The organism is Ruegeria sp. L11 (genome assembly GCF_056531755.1).
This window is the reverse complement of sequence record NZ_JBQFMI010000007.1, coordinates 15,037-40,883: the sequence shown is the minus strand read 5'-3', so window position 1 is coordinate 40,883 and position 25,847 is coordinate 15,037. Positions and strand designations below refer to the sequence as shown.

Genomic DNA, 25,847 nt, shown 5'->3' with positions numbered 1-25,847 from the left:
CGAAGCGACGGGCACAAGTTGGAAACAAGTCGACAAAGATCGGCTGATCCGGTTTGAAAAAGGGTTCGGATAGTGATTGCGCGCACAACAGGGGCGGCGATACGCGGTATACTTGTTGCACTTATGGTGCTGACACCTGCGTTGTACCTGCCTGTCTCATCTACGAACGGGACCGAGATACTGGTCTTTCTCGCGATCCTCGCGTTTATCCTGACCTTTGCCGAATACAATTCTGCCTTTCCCAGCTTTATCGAATTCCGCGACGCGCCCCCGGTCAATCGCCTTCGGTTTGTCGGCCTGATGTCGATGGTCACCTTTCTGACGCTGATCTGCAAAAACGCCTTTGAACCAACGCAGTTGACCACATTCTCTTATTCGGTTGGTTTGGCTGTCGCAAATGTGGTGGACTTCCCCTATTCTCCGGTGCGCCTCATCGTGTTGATGTTGCCCCCGGATGCCAGCCACGCCTTGATTGAACTTGTCCGCATCACGGCCAGCGTAGCTTATGTCGCGGCATTGGTCACGATTGTCAGCTTTGCCTATGCGGTCAGGGTTCGGGGTTGGCCAACCGGAAATGGCGCCTTCAATGTTTGGACAAACCTGCCGCTGTTTGACCCGACCAAAGGGGGCGATGTCGTTACGCGCCTTCAACGGGATGGCCGCCTGAACATCTGTATCGGCATTCTGCTGCCATTCCTCATTCCGGCGATAATCAAGTTGATGAGCAGTGTGATCGCCCCGATCTCTCTCGGGAACCCACAGACCTTGATCTGGACCATGAGCGCATGGGCCTTCCTGCCCGCCAGCATGATCATGCGCGGCATGGCGACCCTTAGGATCGCGGGCTTGATCATGGAAAAACGCCGCGCTTATTCGACCAGCGAGTCAACACAGGCCGCATGATCCGCACCCTATGTCTGCTATTGCTGCCCTTTGCGGCACAGGCAGAGGTCGTGCGTATCGCCACCTATAATACCGGGCTCAGCGAAAAAGGTCCTGGCCTACTGCTTCGCGACATTCAACGCGATGACGCGCAGGTTCTGGCCGTTGTTGACGTTATTGCATCGGCACGCCCTGACATAATCGCCCTTCAGGGTATCGACTGGGACCTAAACAATACTGCTGTAATCGCCCTGACCAGGAAACTGCGCAACGCGGGGCTTGATTACGGATATTACCTTGCCGCACAACCCAATGCCGGGCTGGAAACCTCGCTTGATCTGGACGGTGATGGCAAGACCCAAGGCCCCGGCGACGCCCAAGGCTGGGGGCAGTTCACAGGTCAAGGTGGGCTGGCGGTGTTGTCGCGATACGAAATCATCACCGCTGAGGTTCAGGATTATTCCGAGCTGTTGTGGCGGAGTTTACCGGGCGCCACCCTGCCCGGCGTAAACGGGCACCCCTTCCCGTCTGACGCGGCACATCAGATACAACGCCTGTCTTCGACCGCACATTGGGTTGTACCGATCGAAACCCCTTATGGGCGGCTCAATCTCATGACCTTTCATGCGGCGCCACCCGTTTTCGATGGGCCCGAGGATCGAAACGGATTGCGCAACCAGGATGAGATCCGGCTCTGGTCCGTTTTACTGAACGGTGAACTGGGGCCAGTTCCCGAAGGTCCCTTCGTAATCGCCGGCGATGCCAACCTTGACCCAACGCGTGGAGAGGGCCGTAAACAGGCCATTCAGTCCCTTCTGGCCCATCCGCGTTTGCAAGACCCGCTGCCGAAAGACCCGTCAGGTTCGACCTCAACGGTCGCGTGGAAGGCCACGGGTGAAATGCGCGTGGATTATGTGTTGCCGTCGGCCGACCTGCGCATTTCGGATGCCGGTGTGACGTGGCCGGAAAAAGGCAACAAGCTTTACGAATCTGCCCTACGTGCCAGCAGGCACCGATTGGTCTGGGTTGACGTCACCCTGCCTTAAGGCATGATCGACTCTGGGGTCGCATAGGACAAAGTCACCAGGTTAGGTGAGATTGCAGAACGCAATGCATCATCCAGATCGGTCTGATGCTCAGAACCCAGTAACTCGGTCAGGTACGATCCGTCCAACTGGTGTGGCACCTGCCACAGATACCGCATTTCAATCAGGTGTGAAGACATGCGCCAGAATGGTCGCGCCAGCTGCAATGGCCACCATTGCATAGGCTTCACGGATATGTCCCGTCCGGTCACTCTCCTCAGAGACTGCGCGATCTCAGCTCCGGTCAGGGTGTAGCCAGCAAAAGGAACATCGCAGAACCGCGGCAGATCCTTTCGGATTTCACATAGCGCGACGGCAGCTTGGGCCAGATCAGGCAGATAGGCCCAGGCGTGCGGGGCCTCCGGATCTCCGGGATACACGAATTGATTGCGCGACAGATGCTTGATCATGACCTGATCGAACCAGTTTCCAGATGCCTCAGTGTCAATGAAATCGCCTGCTCGCAGAAGGATCGTTCTGACGGTTGAAGCGCGATACGCCTCCTCCATTTCAATCCGGATACGGCCAAGCGGATTGGTGGCCAAGTGCGGTGTAAGGCCGGACCATGGGCCTTGCGTGTCCGCTCCAAACACATAGACGTTTCCGGGAACCAGTACGGTGGCTCCGGTCTCGGACGCGGCGTCTATCACACGTCTGGTCAGGTCGGGCATTTCACGCGACCAATCAGGATAGAGCGGGTTCCACCCGTTTACGATGACATCCACCCCTTTTGCCGCCTGGGAAAGAGAATCGGACCCGCGACGGAATGTCTGCACGGTCCAACCCGCATTCCGAAACGCCTTTGCAGCATTACGCCCAAACCGGCCCGACGCGCCGAGTATCAGAGCAGTTTGTGTCATTGATGCCTCCTGTTTCAGACCAATCTACCCATTCAATGCACGTATGGAATTGCCGGGAAATGTAGAATGTGTATTCAATTATGAATGGATAAAGCACTGACACATGCGGATTGGTCTCTGATCCAAAGCTTTCTGGCCGTGGCCGAAACAGGATCCCTGTCTGCCGCTGCACGGCACCTTGATCGCAGCCAACCCACATTGGGGCGGCAAGTACAAAGCCTTGAGACCGAACTGGGCGTATCCTTGTTCGACCGCCACGCGCGCGGCCTGAAACTAAGCGTGGCAGGTTCCCAGCTCTTGCCGATGGCGCAGCAAATGCACAGCGCCATGACTGCCTTCAGCCTTGCCGCCGCAGGGCAGTCGCAGCAGCTTGAAGGCTCGGTCCGCATCACCGCTTCGGTCTTCGCTTCGCATCATCTGCTGCCTCCGATTCTGGCGAATATCCGAAGGCAGGAACCCGCCATTCAACTTGAGCTGGTCGCCACCGACACCACGGAAAACCTGTTGTACCGCGAGGCAGATATTGCCGTTCGCATGTATCGCCCCGCGCAAATGGATATCATTTCGCGTTATCTGGGTGAGGTGCCGTTATGCTTTTGCGCGGCCAGGTCCTATCTCGACCGTAAGGGACGCCCCAAGACACCCGAGGAACTTTTTTCCCACGACCTTGTGGGGTTTGACGCCAATCAGGAAATCATCAAGGCCATGCGCGAAAAAGGATGGCCCGCAAGCCGCAACAGTTTTGCGACCCGCTGCGATCTGCAAAGCGCCTATTGGGAACTGATCCGCGCGGGATGCGGCATTGGCTTCAGTCAGGTCCAGATGGCCGAAGCCGACCCGGATGTCGAAATCTTGCCGCTGGATGTTGAAATCCCGGTTCTGCCCGTGTGGTTGGCTGCGCCGCAGGCCATGCGCCAGACCCCACGTATCCGCAGGGTCTGGGATTTGCTGGCAGAAGGGCTCAAGGCCAGCCTCTGAGGATCAAAGAGGGCCCGTATACGTTCCGCGCGCCGGGTAGTTATTGCCCAAAGTGAACTTCAGACCACCTGCGATATCCGACATCGACGGACGTCCAAAAGGCGTGGTCTGCTGCCACCCAAAATAAAGCGTCCGGTCAGGTGCGATGTAAAAATGTCCGGGCTCTGCGAACAGGTCTGGTTCGGCACTGCCTTCGCGCCTGGTCGAGATGTTCAGCCCCCAACCCTCCCGTGCCTCAGACAGGGGCAGGCTGTGGCCTACACGCAGGCGGGAAACATTGGCTTTTGCTGCGGTTTCAGCGGCACGTTCGGCGGTATCGGTGGTGATCATGATAACCTCGACACCCAGCGCCGCGAAATCGTCCAGCGCCGCCTCGGCCTCGGTCATCTGCCTGATGCAGATCGGGCAATGCAATCCGCGATATTGAATCACCAGCGTTCCGTTTTCGCCCTTGTTGGTCTCGAGGTCGAAACTGCCATGGGCGACAGTTTCAATTTTCAGCGCAGGAACCAGATTTCCGGGTGTCAGCATGTGTTTTCCTTGTGTTTTGACAGGTCTGTCTCATTGACCCGATGCTGCGCAGACGCTAGGGCCTGTGCAACAAAACGCAAGGAGACCCTTCATGCCCAACCCCTCGCTCCTCATCCTGCCCGGAGACGGAATTGGCCCAGAAGTTATGGCCGAAGTGCGCAGAATCATCGATTGGTTCGGTGCCAATCGTGGTCTTCAATTTGACGTGAGCGAGGACCTGGTGGGCGGTGCCGCTTATGACGCCCACGGCAAGCCTCTTTCCGATGAGACCATGGCAAAGGCGCAAGAGGTTGACGCGGTTCTGCTGGGCGCCGTCGGCGGTCCGAAATACGACGATCTGGATTTCAGCCTGAAACCCGAGCGTGGCCTGCTGCGCCTGCGCAAGGAAATGGACCTGTATTCGAACCTGCGCCCCGCGCAGTGTTTTGACGCGCTTGCCGATTTCTCTTCGCTGAAGAAAGACATCGTTGCCGGTCTCGACATCATGATCGTGCGCGAACTGACGTCGGGCGTCTATTTCGGTGAGCCGCGAGGCATCTTCGAGGAAGGCAACGAACGCGTCGGCATCAACACCCAGCGTTACACCGAATCCGAGATCGAACGCGCCGCGCGCTCGGCTTTTGAACTGGCAATGCGCCGCAACAAAAAGCTGTGCTCGATGGAAAAAGCCAACGTCATGGAATCGGGCATCCTGTGGCGCGAAGTCGTCACCCGCGTCGCAGCGGACTACCCCGAAGTTGAGCTGAGCCATATGTACGCTGACAACGGCGCGATGCAGCTTGTGCGCGCACCGAAACAGTTTGATGTGATCCTGACCGACAACCTGTTCGGTGACATCCTGTCCGACTGCGCCGCGATGCTGACCGGGTCGCTGGGCATGTTGCCTTCGGCCTCTCTGGGCGCGCCGATGGCTAATGGTCGGCCCAAGGCAATGTATGAACCCGTCCATGGCTCGGCCCCGGATATCGCCGGTCAGGGCAAAGCCAACCCGATCGCCTGTATCCTCAGCTTTGCTATGGCCCTGCGCTACAGCTTTGATCAGGGCGAAGAAGCGGATCGTCTGGAGGCCGCGATCGAGAAAGTACTGGCCGATGGTGTACGCACCGGCGACCTGCTTGCAGATGAGGGCGTTCAGCCCGTATCAACCACTGAAATGGGCGACGCGATCCTTGCGGCCTTGGATGCCAGCGTCTGAAACACGAAACAGCGAAATGACAAAAGGCGGTGCCCGATGCACCGCCTTTTTTCGTTTTTTCCCTCAGAGAAGGCTCTAGTTTCCACCGAAAATATTCTTCAGAAGATTGTTGATATCATCGGCAAAGCCTCCGCGCTTTCGGCGCGGTTGTGGCTGTGCGACCTGAACCGGCGGCGCTGGTGCCATCATCGGCAAGGGTGTCGGTGTCATCCCTTCGGTGACTCGCAGCATGGTTTCTCTCCAGATTTCCGCGGGCAAACCTCCACCGGTCACACCAGATAGGGGCGTGTTGTCGTCGTAGCCCATCCAAACGCCGGTTACGTAATCCGCAGTAAACCCGATGAACCATGCATCCCGCGCCGCCTGGGTTGTGCCCGTTTTGCCCGCCACCTGCCAGCCGGGCAACTTGGCCCGTCCACCTGTGCCTTCGGACACCACACGTTCCATCATCCAGGTCAACTGTTTGGCTGCCGTCTCATTAACGACCCTCTCACCAATACCGGTTGTCGTAACCATGACAGGTGCTTCATCCCCCAGCAGCTTCAGCTCGGTCAGGCCATAAGGTTCAACGGCAGAGCCGCCGTTCAGAATACCTGCATAAGCCCCCGTCATCTCAATCAGCGTGCTTTCCGACGCACCCAGCGCCAAGGCCGGACCTTGCGCCAGATCGCTGGCAATGCCAAAACCACTGGCCACGGTGCGGACGTTATCCAAGCCTGAAATCTCGGCAACTTTCACCGCCGGAATATTCAGCGAGTTCTTCAGCGCATCCGCCAGTGACACGCGCCCGTAATACTTGTTGGTATAGTTCTTGGGGCACCATTGACCGGACCCGGGAATGTCCACGCAGTAAGGTTCATCCATTACCGTATCCAGCGGCGAATAGCCGAGTTCCAGCGCGGTAGCGTAGACAAAAGGTTTGAAGGACGAACCAGTTTGGCGCTTGGCGATGGTGGCCCGGTTAAACACCCCGGCAACCCGTGTTTCTCGGCCGCCGACCATGGCTCTCACCGCCCCGTCCGCGGACATGACCACGATGGCCGCCTGCGCCTTGGAGCCTTCGCGCACCTTTTCCTGAAAGATGAATTGCAAAGCCTCTTCCGCCGATCGCTGAATCCGCTGATCCAAAGTCGTCTGGATCACAACATCTTCGGTTGTGTTATCACCAAAATAACTGGGAAGTTCCGAAACAACCCAATCTGCGAAATAGCCGCCCGCTCGGGCTGCAGCCGCTTCAGACAGTTGCGCCGGGCGCGTACGCGCTTCGCTGGCTTGTGCGGCGGTCAGATATCCCTGATCCTCCATCAGACCGATAACCAGCCGCGCCCGATCCTGAGACCGTTGCAGGTTGTTGGTCGGCGCATAGCGTGTAGGCGCAACCAGCAGACCAGCCAGCATCGCGGCCTCTGCGGGCGAAACCTCGGCGGCAGATTTTCCAAAGTAGCGCTGGCTTGCGGCTTCGAACCCACGCGCGCCTGCGCCAAGAAAGGCGCGGTTCAGGTAGATCGTCAGGACCTCGTCCTTGGAGTATTTCACCTCCATTGCCAGCGCATAGACAGCCTCCTTGGCCTTGCGCCACAAGGAACCCTGACGGCAGTCGGCCTCATACGCGGCCTCGGAATCCCAATCGCTGGGATCATAGGGAACACCCAGACACAGCAGTTTCGCGGTCTGTTGCGTGATCGTCGATCCGCCATGCCCGGACAAAGGCCCGCGGCCTTCTTTCAGGTTGATGCTGACCGCGCTGGCGACACCACGCGGGCTGACCCCGAAATGCCGGTAAAATCGTTTGTCTTCGGTTGCGACAACCGCGTTTTTCAGATGCGGAGACACGGTATCGGCCGTGATCACGCCACCAAACTGATCACCACGCCAGGCAAAGACCTTGCCGTCACGATCCAGCAAGGTCACGGACCCCCGCGCACGCCCATCCAGCAAGGCATCCACATCCGGCAACGTGGCGTAGACGATACCCACCGCCAGCGCGAGCAGCATGGCCGAAATCGCACCGACACGCCAGGTCAGGCCCCAGATCAGCCGCCAGATCCACCGGAACAAACGGCGAAAGATACCACCGCCTTTGCCCCCTGATGACTTGCGGGTTTTCCTGCGTGTGGTTTTGCGCGTGGCCGTTTTTCGCGCCGTCGATTTCTTGCCCGCCGCGCTTTTGGTCGCCGCCGGTTTTCGGCCCTTTGAAGGGTACCGTCTATCCGCGACCAATGTCGGCTTGCGGCGCTTGGACTCAGTCATGCTCAAACTCTGCCCGGTTATACTTTTTGGTCACCATACCTCGACAACCGCAGTATGTAGAGGTCCGAATTTCCGGAATTTCCCCTCTCTATAGTGCTCAATTATTAGTCGCAACGGCTGTGTTGTGCAAAAATTGTGCAACTTCGCATTATTTTCCGACAGGTTTTGGCCCCGAAAGCGTTTCTTACTGCGCCGCGGCGCGCTTTTTTTCTGCAGGTGCAAACAAGCCGGTCCCACCGGACAATCAGAGGGGAAAGACGTGAAACTGATCATTGCGACAATCAAGCCGTTCAAGCTGGAGGAGGTGCGCGAAGCACTGACCGAGGCTGGCGTGCGCGGCATGATGGTAACCGAGATCAAGGGCTTCGGCTCACAGTCCGGTCACACCGAAATCTATCGTGGTGCCGAATATGCGGTGAACTTCGTGCCCAAGATCAAGCTTGAGATCGTGGTGCCTGCGACAATGGCCGACCAGATCGTCGAGACCATCACCAAAACCGCCAAAACCGGCAAGATCGGTGACGGCAAGATTTTTGTCCTCGATGTCGAACAGGCGATGCGTGTGCGTACCGGGGAAACCAACGAGGACGCGCTGTAAGTGCGCCCACTCACAATCATTCGAGGACTGACAATGAACCTGATGAAATCTCTCATCCCTGCCGCCGCCATTGTTGCGCTGCCGCAGATGGGTCTTGCGCAAGAGGCCGCCGCAACCGGCGAAGCGGCACTGCACACCCAGTATATCTTTACCACGCTGCTGTTTCTGATGGCGGGCTTTCTTGTTTTCTTCATGGCCGCAGGTTTCGCCATGCTGGAAGGCGGTCTGGTACGATCCAAGAACGTTGCCATGCAGATGATCAAGAACGTGGCATTGTTTTCATTTGCCGCAATCATGTACTGGCTGATCGGGTTCAACCTGATGTATCCCGGCGACGGCTGGTCCATCACGGGCTGGCTTGGCCCGTTCTTCTCGACCACAACGCTTGATGCGGTTGGTGTTGCGCCGGCGGATGCGGCACTGGACTATGCTTCGGTCGGTTCAGACTTCTTCTTCCAGCTTGTGTTCGTGGCCGCGACCGCATCCATCGTTTCCGGCGCCGTGGCGGAACGGATCAAGCTTTGGCCCTTCCTGATCTTCGTCATCGTGCTGACAGGCATCATGTACCCGATTTCCGGTTCATGGAAATGGGGCGGCGGCTGGCTGGATGCCAAGGGCTTCTCGGACTTTGCCGGTTCGACCATCGTACACTCGGTCGGTGGCTGGGCTGCGCTGGCAGGGGCCCTTATCCTAGGTCCGCGGATCGGCAAGTACAAAGATGGCAAAGTTCACCCGATGCCCGGCTCTAACCTGGCGCTGGCGACCCTGGGAACGTTCATCCTGTGGCTGGGTTGGTTCGGATTCAACGGCGGCTCGCAGCTGGCGATGGGAACAGTGGGTGATGTATCGGACGTGTCACGCATCTTTGCCAACACCAACATGGCGGCTGCTTCGGGCTCGGTTGCAGCGCTGATCCTGACTCAGGTTCTGTACAGGAAGCCCGACCTGACGATGGTGCTGAACGGCGCGCTGGCGGGTCTGGTCTCGATCACGGCCGAACCGCTGGCCCCAACCCTGTTCGGTGCCCTGTGGATCGGTGCCGTGGGTGGTATTATCGTGGTCTTCGCGGTCCCGATGCTGGACAAGTTCAAGATCGATGATGTTGTCGGTGCCATCCCGGTCCACCTGTTCTGTGGCATCTGGGGCACCATCGCCGTCGTCTTCTACGGTGACGCAAGCCTGGGCGCGCAGCTACTGGGCATCGTCGCATACGGCGTTTTCACCTTTGTCGGCGCACTGATCCTGTGGGCGATCCTGAAATCCACCGTCGGCATCCGTGTCAGCGAAGAGGATGAGATCAACGGCCTCGACATGGCTGAACTGGGAATGGAAGCATACCCCGAATTCTCGAAAGGCTAAGCCTTGCCTTCACCTGACAAAAAACCCGGGCGTTCGCGCCCGGGTTTTCGTTTCAAATGTCGCGTCTGCGTCTACACCCCGACATCCACTATTGCTTTGGCCAAAATCGGCACAGTCGCTGCGTTCAGCCCGGCAATGTTCAGGCGACTGTCGCCGACCATGTAGATACCGTGTTCAACGCGCAGTTTCTCGACCAGTTCCGGTGCCGCCCCAAGACGCGAGAACATTCCGCGGTGCTGGGCGATGAACCCAAACCGGTCGGATCCGGCCAGACGCTGCAACTCGTCAGCCAATTGCTGGCGCAGGCCCAGCATGGACAGCCGAACCTCTTCCAGTTCAGTTGCCCAGTCTGCCCGCAACGCCTCATCCATAAGAATGGTCGTCACCACGCGCGCGCCGTGGTCAGGCGGGAAGGAATAGTTCTGGCGATTCAAAAACGCCAGCGTGGCCTGATTCAACGCCGTTTCAGCCGCGTTGTCACTGACGGCCATCAGCAACCCGGTGCGCTCGCGATAAACGCCGAAGTTTTTGGAACATGACGCCGCAATCAGACATTCCTTTACCGATGAGGCCACCAGCCGCACGCCTTGCGCATCCTCTTCCAGACCGTCACCGAAACCCTGATAGGCAATGTCGATCATCGCAACGAGGCCCAGCGCATTGATCAGGTTCACAACCTCCTGCCATTGCACCATGTTCAGATTGGCACCGGTCGGATTGTGGCAGCAGCCATGCAGCAAAACCACGTCACCCGCTTTGGCGGATTTCAGGTCTGCGATCATCCCATCGAAATCGACGCCCCGGGTCTCTTCATCGAAGTAACGATACTGAACGGTTTCCATCCCCAGGTAATTCAGGATCGACAGATGGTTGGGCCAGGTCGGGTTCGACACAAACACACGTGCCGAAGGGTTCGCCATCCGGATCAACTCGAACGCCTGACGGCAGGCGCCGGTGCCTCCGGGTGTCGCCACTGCGGCGATGTTGCCACGCGGCACCGAAGTACCCAAAATCAATCCGATCATCGCATCCGCATAGGCCGGATCACCGGCCAGACCGGTATAGGCCTTGGTTTCCTGTTCTTCCCAGATGCGCTGTTCGGCGGCTTTCACCGCGCGCATCACCGGCGTCACGCCTTCGGCATTCTTGTAAACACCAACACCCAGATCGATCTTCTGATCACGCGGGTCTTCGCGGTACATCTGCATCAGCGCCAGAATCTTGTCGGCGGGCTGCGGTTTCAGGTTCTCGAACATCAGTTCTCTCCGGTTGCGACGGGCAGGGTCGGGAAGGCACCCCATTCAGCCCAGGAGCCGTCATAAAGCGAGTGGTCTTTCTTGCCCATGCGTTCCAACGCAAGGCTGAGAATGGCGGCCGTGACACCCGAACCGCAAGAGGTGATCGCCGGCTTAGACAGATCGACGCCTGCAGCCTCGAATATGGCGCGGCAGTCCTCGGGCGACTTCATTGTTCCGTTGGCGTTCAACAACTGCCCAAAGGGCACATTGCGCGAGCCCGGAATATGGCCCGAACGCAGCCCTTCGCGCGGCTCGGGTGCGGTTCCGGCAAATCGGTCGGCCGAGCGGGCATCGATGATTTCGTGATCCGCCAGCTTGGCGGCGGCGGAAACTTGCGTGACGTCCCGGACAAGCTGGTTTTGCACGCGAACGGTCATGTGGCGGTCGCGAATGACCGGAGGCAGATCCTCGATCTCGCGCCCCTCGGCCTGCCATTTTGGCAAACCCCCATCCAGAACCGCGATGTTTTCCTGCCCCATAAGACGGAACAGCCACCAAACGCGCGCTGCGGACATCAGCCCGGCACCATCATAAACCACAACCTGATGACCATCACCGACACCCATGGCCCGCAGGCGTGACATGAATTTTTCGACCGGTGGCGCCATATGAGGCAAGTCGGAACGGTGATCTGATATCTCATCAATATCGAAGAACCGTGCTCCGGGGATATGCCCGGCATCATATTCGGCCTTGGCATCACGGTTTTGCGCGGGCAAATACCACGACCCGTCCAGAATCCGCAGATCCGGGTCTTTCATATGCGCGGCCAGCCATTCGGTGGATACGAGGGTTTTTGGATCGTCCTGCATCAAAGCCTCCCCTAAGCGAGCTTGGGGTTTCCCTATACCCCGTGGCATGGGCGTTCAAGGCTGGATAGCGCTAGCGCTTGTTGACCTCAGGAATTATCGCGCCTTGCGCAGGCGGAAATGCTGGATGATGCCGATGACACTGATCACAATCCAAAACCCTTCGATCAGCATCGAGGCCAGATTGAAATTCTCAAGCAGCGAAAAGACGATCAGGACAGACCCCAGCAGGTTGATCACCGGAAAGGCCAGGTCATCGGAATTCATCATCCGCATCTGCGTCGCGAAATACGCCGCCACCACGATCAGCGCCCCGAATGAGCCGATGGCATCCACGATGGTAAGTGTGTCAAAGATAGCCGTCATATCTGGGCCGTGCCATTTTCAGGAGATTCAGTGTGTTGCGCATAGTGATGCATGTTTAGAAACGCGGCTCCTTGCGAACCGGCGCGATACCCGTGCGGCAGGTCCGCAGCAAAGCGCAACCCCTGCCCGGCCTGTAAGGGCACCCATTCCTCGCCACGCAGAATTTCCAAAGTACCGCTGAGGACAAATACTTCCTCGGTCACCCCGGCGGCATGAGCCGGGGATTCGTGGCTTTGGTTCGCGGCAAGGTTCACGTGAAAAGTCTCGGCTCCCAGTGCGGGATCGAAGGGAAAGACGATCTTGACCTCGATACTGCCGGGAAAGGTTACAGTCTGAAAGACCGATGGATCGCCCAGCGTTGTGTCGATCAACCCGCTGAGCGGTATCTGAAAGCCTTTGGCGATTTTCCAAAGCGTGGCGATCGTTGGGCTCGATTCGCCGCGCTCAATCTGGCCAAGCATGGCTTTGCTGACCCCGGTCATCTCGGCGACTTTGGACAGGCTCAACCCCGAAGCTGTCCGCACATCCCGTAATTTCAGCGTAATGTCGTCCATAGCCATACCCGCGCCCTGCGATTTACCTTGTACGTTATAACGCACATGTGCTACGTGCGCTATAACGTACGAACCCCGAATTATGCAACCCGAGGCAACAGGGAAAACAGCATCATGCCAATGTACCGATCCAGAACCTCTACCCATGGCCGCAACATGGCTGGCGCACGTGGCCTTTGGCGGGCCACAGGTATGGGTGACGACGATTTCGGCAAACCGATCATCGCCATCGTCAACTCATTCACCCAGTTTGTGCCGGGTCACGTGCATCTGAAGGACCTGGGCCAGATGGTCGCGCGCGAGGTCGAAGCCGCAGGTGGCGTGGCGAAAGAGTTCAACACGATCGCCGTGGATGACGGTATCGCCATGGGCCATGACGGGATGCTGTATTCGCTGCCCTCACGCGAAGTGATCGCGGATTCGGTCGAATATATGGTCAACGCCCATTGTGCGGACGCTATGGTCTGCATTTCGAACTGCGACAAGATCACTCCCGGCATGCTGATGGCCGCCATGCGTCTGAACATCCCGGCCATTTTCGTCTCAGGCGGTCCGATGGAAGCGGGCAAGATCGACATCGCCGATCTGGAAGCCAAGAAGATTGACCTTGTGGACGCTATGGTGGCCGCTGCGAACGACAAGTTCACCGACGAACAGGTTCAGCACATCGAAGAAAACGCCTGCCCCACATGTGGTTCATGTTCGGGCATGTTCACCGCGAATTCGATGAATTGTCTGGCCGAGGCGCTGGGTCTGGCCCTGCCGGGTAACGGCTCGACTCTGGCGACGCACGCAGACCGCAAAGAACTGTTCCTTGAAGCCGGCCGCAGGATCGTCGAGATTACCAAGCGCCATTACGATCTGGACGAAAAAGGCTTTCTGCCCCGTGAGATTGCCACCTTTGATGCGTTCGAAAATGCCATGAGCCTCGATATCGCCATGGGTGGATCAACCAACACGGTGCTGCACCTGCTGGCCATCGCACATGAGGGCGAGGTTGACTTCACCATGGCCGATATGGACCGCCTCAGCCGTCGCGTTCCCTGCCTCTGCAAAGTCGCACCGAACACCGAGAATGTGCATATGGAAGACGTCCACCGTGCCGGTGGTATCTTCTCGATCCTGGGTGAGCTCAGCCGCGCGGGCCTGCTGCACAACGAATGCAGCACGGTGCATTCGGCCACGATGGGTGAGGCGATTGCCAACTGGGACATCACCATTGCCAACAACCCCAAGGCACAGGAGCTGTTCAAGGCCGCCCCCGGCGGTGTGCGCACCACACAGGCGTTCAGCCAGTCGAACCGGTTCAAGGAACTCGACACCGATCGCAAGGGCGGCGTGATCCGGTCCAAGGAACACGCGTTCAGTCAGGACGGTGGTCTGGCGGTTCTGTTCGGCAACATCGCCCGCGACGGCTGTATCGTGAAAACCGCTGGTGTGGATGCCAATATCCTGCAATTCACCGGCTCGGCCTATGTATGCGAAAGCCAGGATCAGGCGGTCAGCGACATCCTGACCGGCAAAGTGAAAGAGGGTGATGTTGTGGTGATCCGCTATGAAGGCCCGCGTGGCGGTCCGGGGATGCAGGAAATGCTGTACCCGACATCCTACCTGAAATCGAAGGGGCTTGGCAAAGCCTGCGCCCTGCTGACCGACGGGCGGTTTTCGGGTGGCACGTCCGGCCTGTCGATCGGCCATGTCTCGCCCGAGGCGGCCGAAGGCGGTGAGATTGGTTTGGTCCAGAATGGCGACACAATTGAAATCGACATCCCCAACCGCTCGATCCATCTGGCCGTCTCAGATGAAGAGCTCGCCGCCCGGCGCGAAGCACAGGACGTAAAAGGCTGGGTGCCTGCTGCGCCGCGCAAACGCAAGGTGTCTACTGCGCTGAAGGCCTATGCCAAGCTGACCACCAGCGCGGCAAAAGGTGCCGTACGCCAAGTCTAAACTGACACATTACCGGTCTGCTGACGCGGCCGACCGGTAAGCCGATCATGCACAGGCGCTCTCGGGCCAACCAGAGCAGATGTTTCGCAAGAAACGTTGACAGAGGACGAGGCATCCAGCCTTAAGATCAATCGCCCAGCTTGGCGTGAATTTCGTCCAGATCGATTTCGCCGATCGGCATCTTGTTGGCCGGGTTTTCGAAATCGTATTTGAACAACTCGAAATCCTGCTTGTAGATCTCATAGACCAGATGCATCGACAGGTCGTCGAAATAGTCCTCAACCGGATGTGCGCGCTTGGGGCCATGGCCTTCGGATTCGTTGAACCGGGGTATTTCGGACAGCGAAACTGAATGCTTCAGCTTGGTATTATCCAGAACCCCCTGCATCCCGTCGTTGAACGCTTCGGTCCAGAAGATCCGATCATAACGACCACCATTCACGATGAAGGTCGACACGTGACCAGACATGGCTGACCAGTGAATATCCGGGTCCATCGGCCGTCGCCAGCGGATGGTATCCCGCGCAAACAGCAGGAACCGGCGAAAGCTGGCGATCTGGTCAAACTCTCCCTTGCCATCGTCACCGCCCACCTCGATCCCGTAATTGTAGATCAGCGTCGGCACCAGATTGCCACGATACCGTTTGCCGTTGCGCTGAATCCCGCAGATCTTGTCGAAAAACGAGCTCAGAATACGCGTGTATGGGTTGCGCACACAGGTAAAGGAATACGAGGCATGATCGCGCACATTTTTGGAAATCAGATCCTGGCTCTGATCAAAGGCCCATTTGTGCATACCATCCTTGGCGTCATGGATGTCACCGTCAAAGAACTGGCCGTGATCCGAATAATACATGATCTGCCCAATGGTCGAGCAGGCGCATTTGGGCACGACGCGGTACACCATGCTTTCGCTCTCGGTCATCCAGGTACCGGGAAAACCCATCTGCTGTGCCTCCTACGCTGGTCTGGTCTCAAACCGATATGCCAGCTTTTGATAACAAGGAACCAAAATTATTCTGTTTATTCAATCGCTCATCCTCAGTATCACGGTTGAAACCGGGCAGAAACGGAAATTACCTAACCTCGATGGCGAAGATTGCCTATATATTGTTGTGCCATAAGGACCCTGATGCAATCATTGCACAGGCTGAACAGCTGACCGCTGCGGGCGATTGCATGGCTATCCACTTTGACGCCCGTGCCAGCGCCGAAGCCTACGGGCGCATTCGTTCCGCGCTGGGTCAAAATTCGAACGTGACCTTTGCCAAAAGGCGTATCAAATGCGGCTGGGGAGAATGGTCGCTGGTGCAGGCCACGCTGAACGCCTTGCAGGCCGCCGTCGAAACCTTCCCCCGCGCCACGCATTTTTACATGCTGTCCGGTGATTGCATGGCGATCAAAACGGCAGAATACACCCATCGGTTTCTGGATGATCACGACAAGGATTTCATCGAAAGCCACGACTTTTTCGAAAGCGACTGGATCAAGACCGGCATGAAAGAAGACCGGTTGATCTATCGCCATTATTTCAATGAACGCACCCAGCCGAAACTGTTCTACGCCGCCTATGAAACGCAGAAGCGTTTCGGGCTGACGCGGCAAATTCCCGAAGACCTTCAGGTTATGATCGGCAGCCAGTGGTGGTGTCTGCGCCGCCGAACGGTCGAGATGATTCTGGACTTCCTGCGACAGCGCAGGGACGTGATCCGGTTTTTTGCGACCACCTGGATACCCGATGAAACCTTCTTTCAAACGCTGGTACGCCACCTGATCCCGAAGGGCGAAATCGAAAACCGTACACCGACATTTCTGATGTTTTCGGATTATGGAATGCCCGTCACGTTCTACAACGATCACTATGACATGCTTCTGGGTCAGGACTATTTGTTTGCCCGCAAGATCAGCCCAGAGGCGCATGAGCTGAAAGAGCGTCTCGGCTCACTTTACGCGAGTGAGGGCATCGATTTTTCCATCTCGAACGAGGGGCGCAGTCTGTATGCGTTTCTGGCCGGCCGGGGGCGCATCGGGCGCCGGTTCGGGCAACGTTTCTGGGAGGCCGGAAGTGTTCTGGGCCCCGACCGAGAGCTGTTTGTGATCGTGTGCAAGAAGTGGCATGTCGCCAAAAGGCTGGTCGATCAGATCGCGTCTGAAACAGATATCCCCTGCGTCGAATACCTGTTTAACGAAGAGGAAACTCAACTGCCTGATCTGGGCGGTATTGAAACGACGCTGACCAAGCGCTCGCGCCATCGGCGGGCCGTTGTACGAATGCTTTTCGAAAGTTTCGGATCAAACCAGTTGGTTCTGTGCCTCGACCCGGCCAATCTGGACGTAGTTCAGGATTTCAGCGGTGATCAGGCCAAAACCCATGTGCTTGAGATCGAATGCGAATATTCGGACGAATACCTGATCGGACATGCGCGCCGCGTCGGCTTGGCGGGGGACAACAGCCCGGTCGAGACTGTTTCCCATCTGCTGCCGACACTTCGCAACGATCTGAGTTACGAGTCCCAACAAATCCGCGCCGCCGGTTTGGACAATTACCTGCGACTGCGGGAAACCGCCCAGCGCGCCGAAAACGTAGCTGTCATATCCGAATTTCTAGGGGTGGACGAAGAAAAGGCCAGCGCGGTGATGCGGCTGGACTACCTGTTCGCCGATTAAACGGAAGATCAGCCAGAAATCCGACAGCTTTCCGGCCCCCTTCGGTGCATAGGGTGCACCGCATATTTGCCTGCCGGAGCGGACGGCCTAAACCCAACATCACTGCCATCGTGATTTTTATTCAAAAATCGGATACTGTGCAGCCAATTGGGCCAATTTGCTTATACTTTTTCTTTGGCAGGCCGGCCCTGGCCAGTGACAGGCAAAAACAGACCCGCCCTTTATTCAGAATGACGGGTATCTGCACATCGCAAAACCCGAAAGCCCCGGCTGGCCGCACTTAGACATTTGAAACGCAACTTCGGGGGGAACAGTTGTGCTAATAGATCAAATTGAAACGTCCAGATCATATATCCCAAACGACGCAGACTGGAACCTGATATACAAGGTTCTGCCGGGCGAGGCCAAGATTGCCGACCCATCTGTCATTAACCCTCATTTCGAATGTATCGAGGTGACCGACAACACGGTTCTGCCGGCAAGCGGCATGTATGTAGTTCTGCGCGGTGTGGTTCAGCTGCGGCAGAATGGAAACCCTTTGGCCAGCGCGGATGTCGGTGACTATTTCTATGAAGAGCACCTTCAGATATCAGACATTCCCGTCAGCCTCGAAGCGCTTGCGCTGGACGGATCGCGGCTGGCTTTTCTGTCCAGCGAGAACTGGCGTCAGATACCAGAGGAAATCCGGCAACCCTGCTTCGCCACGATGTTCGGCGATCTGGTCAGTGTTCAATTGCAGAACTTCCAGCAGCCGATCAATTGTTGCAGCGTAACGGCTGCCGCCCTCAGCATGTCCGCGTTGGGCTTCAGTTGCGAAGTGAACGACATTTTCCGTGAATGCGCGCTGCCTTCGTCTTTCGTCGTCAATGACGGTATCTCACTGGGTGAGCTGTTTGACGTCGCCTGTACCTACATTCATTCGCAGGGCTTGCGGGACAGTGTTCAGGTTCAGGCCTATTTCATGGACGAGGACACGACAAACGTGCAGCTGTTGCTGGATGCGATTGACGAATCCAACCGGCTGGGTGGTGACAACGATATTCTGGTTGCGAATTTTCAGGTCGGCGTCGCCCATGGCAAAGCGAATATGCCGGGCGGGCATTTTGCCGTCATCGCCAAGTGCAACCCAAGCACTGGGCTGGTGCACATGATGGACGTACATCCTGAGAAATACGGCAAGCTTTGGGTTACAACCGCAGACCGGCTTTGGAAGGCGATGTCGGACCGTGATGGAACCTCGATGCGGTCGCGTGGTATTTTACGCTTCTCGGCGCGTGCCGCAGTCAAAACGCATCTGAAGACATTCAAGCAACGATGCAACTATGTCGACAGCACACTCTATCTGGCGAAAGACCCCAAGAAACGGCGCAACCTGTTCCGCCGCGCCACTCCGAACATGAACTCCTTGGGTGTTTTGGTGGAAAGCCTCGCCATTCACGGCGACGACAAGGTGGACGAAGACGAGCTGCTGCGGGCCACCGAAGCCTCTTTCACGGATGTTGTCTCACGGGTGGCCACGGCCGCGGACATGCACGACATGGCCCAGAAATACCTGAACGGGTCCGAAAACGTGCACCTGAGCAGTTCACTTCGCAGTTTCGGAACGCGCGAGGATACATCGATCGATACACCCGAAGACTGGTTCAAGATGCAACTTCAGGGCCTGGACGCCATTACGGACCGTCACCTGATGATCAATATCGACTTTAATCGGGTAACCGGGATCGAAGCCATCCGCCCACCGGTAAACGTTTACCGGGAAACCGCGTTGCTCGAAGAATTCTGGTGCCTGTGTATCGCATATGATGAAGCAACCGACCTTGTGACGATCGTCGACATGAGCCCCGCAACGTCACAGGTCTGGCAAGCCCCTCGCGGCAACATCTTCCGCGGGCTGCGCGATCTGGAAAACCCGGCGTTGCTGGTGATCGAAACGGTTGAGCCGCCCGAAGACCCCGGAGATGTCACCAGCATTATCCGGAACAACCCCATGGTTCTGTTTTATGAAGATGAAGACCCATGGTCCTACATGCTCAGAAGTGTTCTTTCGAACATCGGTGCGACCAGCGTAAAGCAGGTAGATGTGGGCGGTCGCGACCCCAACGCGATAAAGATGCGACGTCAGCTGATATCTTTAGGTGAAAAACCCAAAGTTCCCTACCTGTTTTTCCAAGGCCAATGCATCAGCAAAGGCGAAAAGCTGGAAGACATTGTGGACATGATCAAGGCGGGTCACCTTCAGGACCGCATGATCGAAGCGGGTCTTCCCGTTTCCAAGCTTGAAGAGACGCCCAGCCTGAACAAGAACATGTTCGGCTATCCCAAAGGTGTGATGAACCAGGTAAGCAGCGGCAAACGCAACGTGCTGCTTTGTGCCTGCGGATCATCAGCGGCAGACAAGATCCCCGAACTGGTTGAGCGCATCGTCGACGCCGGACACAATGTCAAACTGATCCCTTCCACTTCGGCCGAAAAGTTCTTTCGGGACTTCGGCGCTGAACGGATCGACGCCAAGATCACCCATAACGACTACTACCGCGACGATGATGAATGGAACTTCCGTTACATGGAATTCGACATGCCGGTGCGAGCGTCTCATCTGGCGCTATGCGACTGGGCCGATTGCGTGATCGTCGCTCCTATCACCTGCAACACCATGGGCAAAGTGGCAAACGGGATCGCCGATAACCTTCTGACCTCAGTCTTTGTGGCGTGGCAGTACCAGAAGAAGCCCGTGATCCTTTGCCCGGCCTGTAACACGAATATGTGGAACAACATCACCACCCAGAACAATGTCGCAAGACTGAAGACGCTGGGCATTGATTTCATAGGTCCCCGGGAAGGCCGGCTGTCAAACGGTCGGATGGGGATTGGAATGATGGCCACTCCCGACCAGATCATGGAGGCACTGGGCGAGGCATTCGAAGAACTGGACGACCAAAAATACCGCGTGTGCAAATGGGCCCGAGAGGCTGCCGCCGCTGACGATATCAATGAATGGAAACGTGTGTTCCGCGCCATCGATGAAGGTGTCGTGGGCATCAATATCGTGGACGAAGCCCACGGCGATTCATTGCTGCATTATGCGGCCGGTGGCGAAGGCGAATTGAACGAAGGTGGTCACGATCTGGGCAAGCCCGACTATGAAGCGGCGCAGGATTTGATCGACCGCGATATCGACGTCAATATCGTCAACGATCACGGTTTCACCGCATTGCATGTGGCTGTGATGAACAAAGCCCCAAGGATGGTCGACATCCTGTTGCGCGCCAAAGGCATGGATGCAACCTCGTGCATTGAATTTGTTCAGGGCATGGATATCCCGCCCGAGATCCGAAGCATGCTGGATGCTTGGGCGCAGGACCACAACCTTAAGATTAAAGACGCGGAACAGGGCCGTGACGAAACCTTTGTTGCCATCCAGGAACCCACCTATCTGTATTTCACATACGGCTCCCTGAAACAGGGGTTCCCGAACCATGAGGCACACAGCCGGGTCTTGAATGACTTCGTCGGGCCTGCCCGCACGCGGCAACCAATGCCCCTGATCGTTCCAAATGAACCGTACTGCGACAATCCGAACTGTGGCTTCCTGCACCGAATGGCGACCCTTGTCGATCAGCAGGGCATGGGCAAACAAGTAAGCGGAGAGGTTTACCGGGTGACGGAATCGGGCCTGCACGAGCTGGACAAGCTGGAAGGTTATCATGGTCCGGGCTCGTCCAAGAACGTCTATATCCGCAAGAAGATCAACGTGATCTTGGATGGGGTGATGAAACCCGCCTACGCCTATGTGATCGCCGATCCTGAAAAGTACATGCAAAACTGGCGTGACGGAAAATCAGATGTCATCAGCGACTACACACTGGATATGGCGCAGGGTGAACCCAAGCCCGGATTCGAGCCGGCTATCTAGTTTTCCGCTGTGCTGACTGGTGGAGGTTTCGGGCTTTCCTTGGAACTGAGATTATAGGCCGTGATCACCACCATACAAAGCAGCACGAACGGCCAGAACCCGGCCTTGGGAATAAGGTTGTCCCGATAGTGGATGATCCGCAACGACGTCTCAACGTCGGACGCAAACAGGTATGTATTGACCGAAACTGCCAGCAGCATGAAGTACATCAGGAAAAAGAACGACTCCATATAGATCACAGGAGAACCTGCGAACCCTTCACGCAGCTGCACATGGGCCAACAGGATCACGAAAAACAGAACCGAGCAGGTTCCGATTACACTGGACGTGCTGAAGTCATGCCGATCGGCCAGCCCCTCGCGGCGCGTGACGGTCATCAGCGCCCCAAACAGCAGCATTGTCACGACAAGCAGCGGGACCATGTGCACGATGAACGCGTTTGCGAAATTGCGTTTGATGACAAAGTTATAATGCAGCTCGGGCATGTTGGTTTGATAGGCGTTCTGAGCGATGCCCAACGTCGTATCCAGGCTTGACAACTTATAGTCGAAATAGGTGTTCTCGCGTTCCCACGTGCCCATCACGATCTGACTGTCGATGCCGAAAATATCATCCGGGCCGGTCGCGGAATAAGCCTCAAAGTCAGGAACCAGCGCAACATTGATGGCAAAAGATGCGGGCCAGAAGCGCACCCAGACCGTTTTGTGATCAAAGGGGTAGCGGGTGTAGTCAAAACTCTGCCGAAGGGTTTGTTCAAAATACCACCCGATCAGCAGGCCATCCTTTTGCGGTAGCCGATAGGCCTCTTCGATCAGGCCGTTTGCTGTATCGACCGCTTCCGGCAGAAGAAAACCGATCTCACCCTCGGCCGGACGGATCTCATCATGAACACCTGTGATGTAGCGCTGCCAGACGTAACCGGTGACCTGCACGTCGCTGGCACCAAGAAAGCTGAATGATTTTAAGAAGATCCCCGTTTTAACGCGGTAATCCGGCACGGCATCCAGTTTTTCCAGATATGCGTCCACTGATGCCTGATCCGGAAGTTGAGTGGGATCACCCTCAAAATGATTCAGTTCGATCCAAAGTTTGAGCAAGAGACCCCCAAGCCCAAGGGTCAACAAGCCAGAAATCAGCCACACCTTTCTTTCAACGCTCATTCAGCCTCCTGCCGTGTCACCTAATCAGCCAGAAACCCCACTGAACCCAGAAGGGATTGCGTGATGCCCATCGTTGCAAATTGCGTTTTCAGGTCAGCATATTCCGCGTGCTGTTTGGGCAGAGTGTTCTGCTGTCCGCTTTCAGCCAGCAGTTGTGTTTGGCGAATGGACAGATCGACCATCGGCAAAGGCTCGGTGGTGGTGAAGGCTGCAAGCCCATCTGCATATTCAATTGCTGCGTCCCAATCGCCGCGCGCCAGCATGACGGCGCTGGCATCCGAGTAAAAGTGCAGGTGACTGTGCCCCACACATCCCTCGGCAATGATTTCAGACCCCAGGTTCAACAAGCGCGTTTGCTCATCAGGGTTGGTCTCGGCCATTGCCAGAGCCGACAGAGCTTTGGGCCCTACAAAGTTCCGCCCATGTTCAAGCGCGATTTCAACCGCGCGACGCCCGGTCGTACGCGCGCGGTCTGACTGTCCGGCATAAACCTGCGTTCGCGCCAGGTGTTCAAGGGCCTGCGCCTCAAGACGTTTTGCCCCGACGCGTTCCGCAATTTCGGCTGAAACACTGAACGCGTCCAGCGCCTGATCAAGGTCGCCCAGAAAGGTCTCGGCCACGCCCAAGCACGTCTGTGCAACGCATTCCGGAACAAAGGCAAAGTACTTTTGCGAGACTTCAATAGCCTCAATGGCGTCCGCCTTGCCCTGTGCGACGTCCCCGGTGTAACTGCGCGCGACGCTGAGATTGTGCAGATTGGCAGCCAGATCGCGGACCAGCCCTTTTTCGCGCGCCCGCTCAACAGCCTGCGTATAAAAGCCTGTCGCTGTCTTCATGGTGGCTTTCATGAAGTTTGCATCACCAAATCCGCTTAGCGCCCCTACCTCAAGGCGGGCAGAGCCAAGTTTGCGGGCAAGCGTCAGGGCGCGTTCATTGGCGCTCTGCGCTTCCTTGTCCCGGCCCAGAGGGAAATAGACATTTCCGCGCACGTAGTTGATCTGAGCGACATCCCGCTCTGACCCGCAACGCTCGGCGGCGGATTCAGCCAGATCGAGCGCCTCCAGCGCGTCCTGATACAGGCTGGCTTGCCGCGCAGCCTGCGCCAGCCCGATATGCGCACGGCTGATTTGCTCATCAGTTTCGGCAACACGGGCAGCTTCCCGAAATTCACGCAGTGCGTCGCCGGACAGACCCTGAAGCCTGTGCGTTTCAGCCCGTGCGCAAAGCAGATCGAACCGGACACCTGCAGGGGACGGCAGTTCCAGGGCACGTTCGATCAATGGGCTGGCATCGTCGAACCTGAAGGCCTGGATCAGTTTGTCCGCCGCTTCCAGATACGCCTGTGCAGCGTTATTCGCCCCGGCCCGATCCAAATGTTGTGCGCACAAGGTCGCATCGCGATCCTCGAACCACTTGGCGGCCTGCCTATGCAGGCGCGCACGCTCGGATTTGACCAACGTTGCATAGGATCCATCCCTGATCAGCGCGTGGGCAAACATGAGGTCAGGCCCCGCCTCTCGGACCAGCGCGGATCGGATCAGGCTGGTCGTATCCAGATGCCCTTCACCCAAAATAAAGTTCAGCACTTCTGCAGAGAACCGTTGCCCCAGTACCGATGCTGCCTGAATGGCGGAGCGGCTGGTTCGATCCAGTGCATCCAGTCGGGACTGAACGATCCCCTGAATACTGCCAGGCACGCTTTGCTGTGTAAGCACATCCGTATTGCGCAACAACTGCTCAAGAAACAGCGGATTGCCCCCGGCGCGTTTGACGCAGGTGTCTAGCAACTCGGGGTCGATGGCCGTGAATTCTTCGACCAACAGTCTGGCCTGTTCTTCCCCCATCGGCGCCAGTTCCATCTTGGATACCAGCGCGCCATCGGTTGCCATTTGCCAATCCCGGTCAATCGGGTCGCCTTCGGCCCGGCTGGTCATCATCAACACGCAAGGGATATCCCGCGTTGCCGCTGCAATATGAGAGCAGGTCATCAGGGTCTCGGGCGAAGCCCAGTGGATGTCCTCGATCTGGATCAGCAGGGGGGCTTCCTGGCTGCAGGCCGACAGCAACTCTTCAATGACCTGCCGCCGTCCGCGCAGGCGGGTCTTGTTGTCCATCACCGCAAACACCTCGGCCAGTCCCGAATCCTGCTCCAGTTCAAGCAGCGCATTGAGGTGCGCGGCGTTCGGAGGGCTGACCCAGCCCCTGGCGATTGTCTCCCTGGCCGCTGCGGCACCCGTTTCCGCGCCGTCTGACGGGCCAAGACCCAGAATGCTGCGGGCGACCATCTGAATGGCCGAATGCCCTTCGCGCGCGCCGAAATCCATCACGACGCCGTTGTGGATCGTGTAGGACTCGCCGGATGCCAGTTCAGCAACCTGCTCGGACAAATGGGTTTTCCCGATCCCGGGCTCACCCAGAATCACATGGACTTCACCCTTGCCGTGGCGTTTGCATCGGTCGAATGTGGCCGAGAACACCGACAGCTCCCGCTCGCGCCCGATGAATTTGTGACGCCGTGTGCGAATGTTCCGGGCCAATCGATCCAGACGCCAAACTTCGACGGGATCATTCAGCCCTTTGATGGCCTTCACACCAATGGATTCGCCCACGAAAAGCGGCCCCAATGAGCGCTGAATGTCATGTGAAACCAGTGTCTCACCCCCAGCGGAAATATCCGTAAGGCGGGACGCCAGATTCACCCCATCCCCTGTAACGGTGTATTCCGTATGCGACTGACTTCCGGTCGTACTGGCAATGACCTGACCTGACGCAATACCGATGTGGCAGGAAAGCGGCGGCGACAAGGTCGGTAGAACTGCATGTATCTCGGCAGCAGCACGCGCCGCCCTTTCGGTGTCATTGGTATGTGAAATCGGCGCTCCGAAAACGGCCATGACCGCATCACCGATATGCTTGTCTATACGACCACCATACTTTTCGACGACATTGTCCACTTTGCTGAAGAATTGATTCAGCAGCGCATGCAGATCTTCTGCATCCAATTCGCTGGATAGTTTCGTGAATGCGGTCAGATCGGCAAACATCACTGTAACCTGTCGGCGCGCGGGCTCGAGCTGCGCGGCAGGTTCAGGCTCTACTGATGTTTGGCTGGCATCAATCTGTTCAATGGCGCGCAGTAGCCGCCGCCGATCACCGACGGCCGACACCCCGATTTCGATCAAATCCTCGGCCGTCAAATCAGGCAGGATGGAGAAATCGATTTTGTTGTCTGCGAAGGCCTGCGCGTACTCGTTTAATCCAATTGCGCTCAGCCAGCCCCTCAGGTCCTGAGACATGTTGCCCCTCTGAAGTCCCCCGCTTCATCCTGGAACCTAGCATGTGCACCGCTTCGAGTCTGCTAAAACCAAATTAATTTGTGATTTTGAGCAGGG

General features: G+C 57.2%; 19 protein-coding genes. 9 read left to right on the top strand and 10 right to left on the bottom strand.

What is annotated here, in order from left to right; genetic code table 11:
• The first annotated feature begins 72 nt into the window (after nucleotides 1-72).
• Complete coding sequence (locus ACR0CE_RS13045; RefSeq protein WP_480483884.1) at nucleotides 73-903, top strand: hypothetical protein; 831 nt, start codon at nucleotides 73-75, stop codon at nucleotides 901-903.
• Nucleotides 900-1,928 carry an endonuclease/exonuclease/phosphatase family protein gene (locus tag ACR0CE_RS13040; protein WP_480832821.1) on the top strand — a complete coding sequence of 343 codons (1,029 nt, stop codon included), beginning with the start codon at nucleotides 900-902 and terminating at the stop codon, nucleotides 1,926-1,928. Before ACR0CE_RS13045 ends, ACR0CE_RS13040 begins: the two co-directional genes overlap by 4 nt.
• Here the strand turns inward: ACR0CE_RS13040 and ACR0CE_RS13035 are convergent.
• Nucleotides 1,925-2,827 carry a Rossmann-fold NAD(P)-binding domain-containing protein gene (locus ACR0CE_RS13035; RefSeq protein ID WP_480832819.1) on the bottom strand — a complete coding sequence of 301 codons (903 nt, stop codon included), beginning with the start codon at nucleotides 2,825-2,827 and terminating at the stop codon, nucleotides 1,925-1,927. The genes ACR0CE_RS13040 and ACR0CE_RS13035 overlap by 4 nt on opposite strands.
• Before the next feature lie 84 nt (nucleotides 2,828-2,911).
• Here ACR0CE_RS13035 and ACR0CE_RS13030 point away from each other — a divergent pair, with 84 nt between their 5' ends.
• On the top strand, nucleotides 2,912-3,805 hold the full coding sequence (locus ACR0CE_RS13030; RefSeq protein WP_209599231.1) for a LysR family transcriptional regulator: 894 nt from the start codon (nucleotides 2,912-2,914) through the stop codon (nucleotides 3,803-3,805).
• A 3-nt stretch (nucleotides 3,806-3,808) separates the two neighbouring features.
• On the opposite strand, the gene ACR0CE_RS13025 is transcribed toward ACR0CE_RS13030, so the two are convergent.
• Nucleotides 3,809-4,336 (bottom strand): redoxin domain-containing protein, encoded by a 528-nt coding sequence (locus ACR0CE_RS13025; RefSeq protein WP_267364240.1) that lies wholly within the window; start codon nucleotides 4,334-4,336, stop codon nucleotides 3,809-3,811.
• A 91-nt stretch (nucleotides 4,337-4,427) separates the two neighbouring features.
• Here ACR0CE_RS13025 and leuB point away from each other — a divergent pair, with 91 nt between their 5' ends.
• Complete coding sequence (gene leuB, locus ACR0CE_RS13020) at nucleotides 4,428-5,531, top strand: 3-isopropylmalate dehydrogenase (protein WP_209507247.1); 1,104 nt, start codon at nucleotides 4,428-4,430, stop codon at nucleotides 5,529-5,531.
• A 75-nt stretch (nucleotides 5,532-5,606) separates the two neighbouring features.
• On the opposite strand, the gene ACR0CE_RS13015 is transcribed toward leuB, so the two are convergent.
• Nucleotides 5,607-7,781 (bottom strand): transglycosylase domain-containing protein, encoded by a 2,175-nt coding sequence (locus tag ACR0CE_RS13015; RefSeq protein WP_480832818.1) that lies wholly within the window; start codon nucleotides 7,779-7,781, stop codon nucleotides 5,607-5,609.
• Nucleotides 7,782-8,040: 259 nt separating this feature from the next.
• Here ACR0CE_RS13015 and ACR0CE_RS13010 point away from each other — a divergent pair, with 259 nt between their 5' ends.
• On the top strand, nucleotides 8,041-8,379 hold the full coding sequence (locus tag ACR0CE_RS13010) for a P-II family nitrogen regulator (protein WP_209507249.1): 339 nt from the start codon (nucleotides 8,041-8,043) through the stop codon (nucleotides 8,377-8,379).
• Between the two features lie 33 nt (nucleotides 8,380-8,412).
• Nucleotides 8,413-9,738, top strand: coding sequence for an ammonium transporter (locus tag ACR0CE_RS13005; protein WP_480832816.1), 1,326 nt, complete (start codon nucleotides 8,413-8,415; stop codon nucleotides 9,736-9,738).
• 71 nt (nucleotides 9,739-9,809) lie between these two features.
• On the opposite strand, the gene ACR0CE_RS13000 is transcribed toward ACR0CE_RS13005, so the two are convergent.
• The 4 genes from ACR0CE_RS13000 to ACR0CE_RS12985 all read right to left on the bottom strand — a co-directional run bounded on the left by ACR0CE_RS13000 (nucleotide 9,810) and on the right by ACR0CE_RS12985 (nucleotide 12,771).
• Nucleotides 9,810-10,994: an amino acid aminotransferase gene (locus ACR0CE_RS13000; RefSeq protein ID WP_480488174.1), complete on the bottom strand. Its 1,185-nt coding sequence runs from the start codon at nucleotides 10,992-10,994 to the stop codon at nucleotides 9,810-9,812.
• Nucleotides 10,994-11,848 (bottom strand): 3-mercaptopyruvate sulfurtransferase, encoded by an 855-nt coding sequence (sseA, locus tag ACR0CE_RS12995; RefSeq protein WP_480488175.1) that lies wholly within the window; start codon nucleotides 11,846-11,848, stop codon nucleotides 10,994-10,996. The genes ACR0CE_RS13000 and sseA overlap by 1 nt, the downstream gene beginning before the upstream one ends.
• Nucleotides 11,849-11,941: 93 nt before the next feature.
• Complete coding sequence (locus tag ACR0CE_RS12990; RefSeq protein ID WP_480483876.1) at nucleotides 11,942-12,211, bottom strand: CBU_0592 family membrane protein; 270 nt, start codon at nucleotides 12,209-12,211, stop codon at nucleotides 11,942-11,944.
• Nucleotides 12,208-12,771: a helix-turn-helix domain-containing protein gene (locus ACR0CE_RS12985; protein WP_480483875.1), complete on the bottom strand. Its 564-nt coding sequence runs from the start codon at nucleotides 12,769-12,771 to the stop codon at nucleotides 12,208-12,210. The genes ACR0CE_RS12990 and ACR0CE_RS12985 overlap by 4 nt, the downstream gene beginning before the upstream one ends.
• A gap of 108 nt (nucleotides 12,772-12,879) precedes the next feature.
• Between ACR0CE_RS12985 and ilvD the strand changes: the two genes are divergently transcribed.
• Nucleotides 12,880-14,712 (top strand): dihydroxy-acid dehydratase, encoded by a 1,833-nt coding sequence (gene ilvD, locus ACR0CE_RS12980; RefSeq protein ID WP_480483874.1) that lies wholly within the window; start codon nucleotides 12,880-12,882, stop codon nucleotides 14,710-14,712.
• A 127-nt stretch (nucleotides 14,713-14,839) separates the two neighbouring features.
• Here the strand turns inward: ilvD and ACR0CE_RS12975 are convergent, their stop codons facing one another.
• Nucleotides 14,840-15,658, bottom strand: a complete 819-nt coding sequence (locus ACR0CE_RS12975; protein ID WP_209599235.1) for a sulfotransferase family protein — start codon at nucleotides 15,656-15,658, stop codon at nucleotides 14,840-14,842.
• Nucleotides 15,659-15,801: 143 nt separating this feature from the next.
• On the opposite strand from ACR0CE_RS12975, the gene ACR0CE_RS12970 reads away from it, so the two are divergent.
• Nucleotides 15,802-17,379, top strand: coding sequence for a DUF5928 domain-containing protein (locus tag ACR0CE_RS12970; RefSeq protein ID WP_480832813.1), 1,578 nt, complete (start codon nucleotides 15,802-15,804; stop codon nucleotides 17,377-17,379).
• 316 nt (nucleotides 17,380-17,695) lie between these two features.
• On the top strand, nucleotides 17,696-21,295 hold the full coding sequence (locus ACR0CE_RS12965; protein ID WP_480832811.1) for a flavoprotein: 3,600 nt from the start codon (nucleotides 17,696-17,698) through the stop codon (nucleotides 21,293-21,295).
• On the opposite strand, the gene ACR0CE_RS12960 is transcribed toward ACR0CE_RS12965, so the two are convergent.
• Together ACR0CE_RS12960 and ACR0CE_RS12955 are read right to left on the bottom strand one after the other, a co-directional pair.
• The gene (locus ACR0CE_RS12960) at nucleotides 21,292-22,455 is read right to left on the bottom strand and encodes a hypothetical protein (protein WP_480832809.1); all 1,164 of its coding nucleotides are present in this window, start codon (nucleotides 22,453-22,455) and stop codon (nucleotides 21,292-21,294) included. The two genes, ACR0CE_RS12965 and ACR0CE_RS12960, sit on opposite strands and share 4 nt — an antisense overlap.
• A 20-nt stretch (nucleotides 22,456-22,475) precedes the next feature.
• Complete coding sequence (locus ACR0CE_RS12955) at nucleotides 22,476-25,751, bottom strand: ATP-binding protein (RefSeq protein WP_480832807.1); 3,276 nt, start codon at nucleotides 25,749-25,751, stop codon at nucleotides 22,476-22,478.
• Between the last annotated feature and the right edge of the window lie 96 nt (nucleotides 25,752-25,847).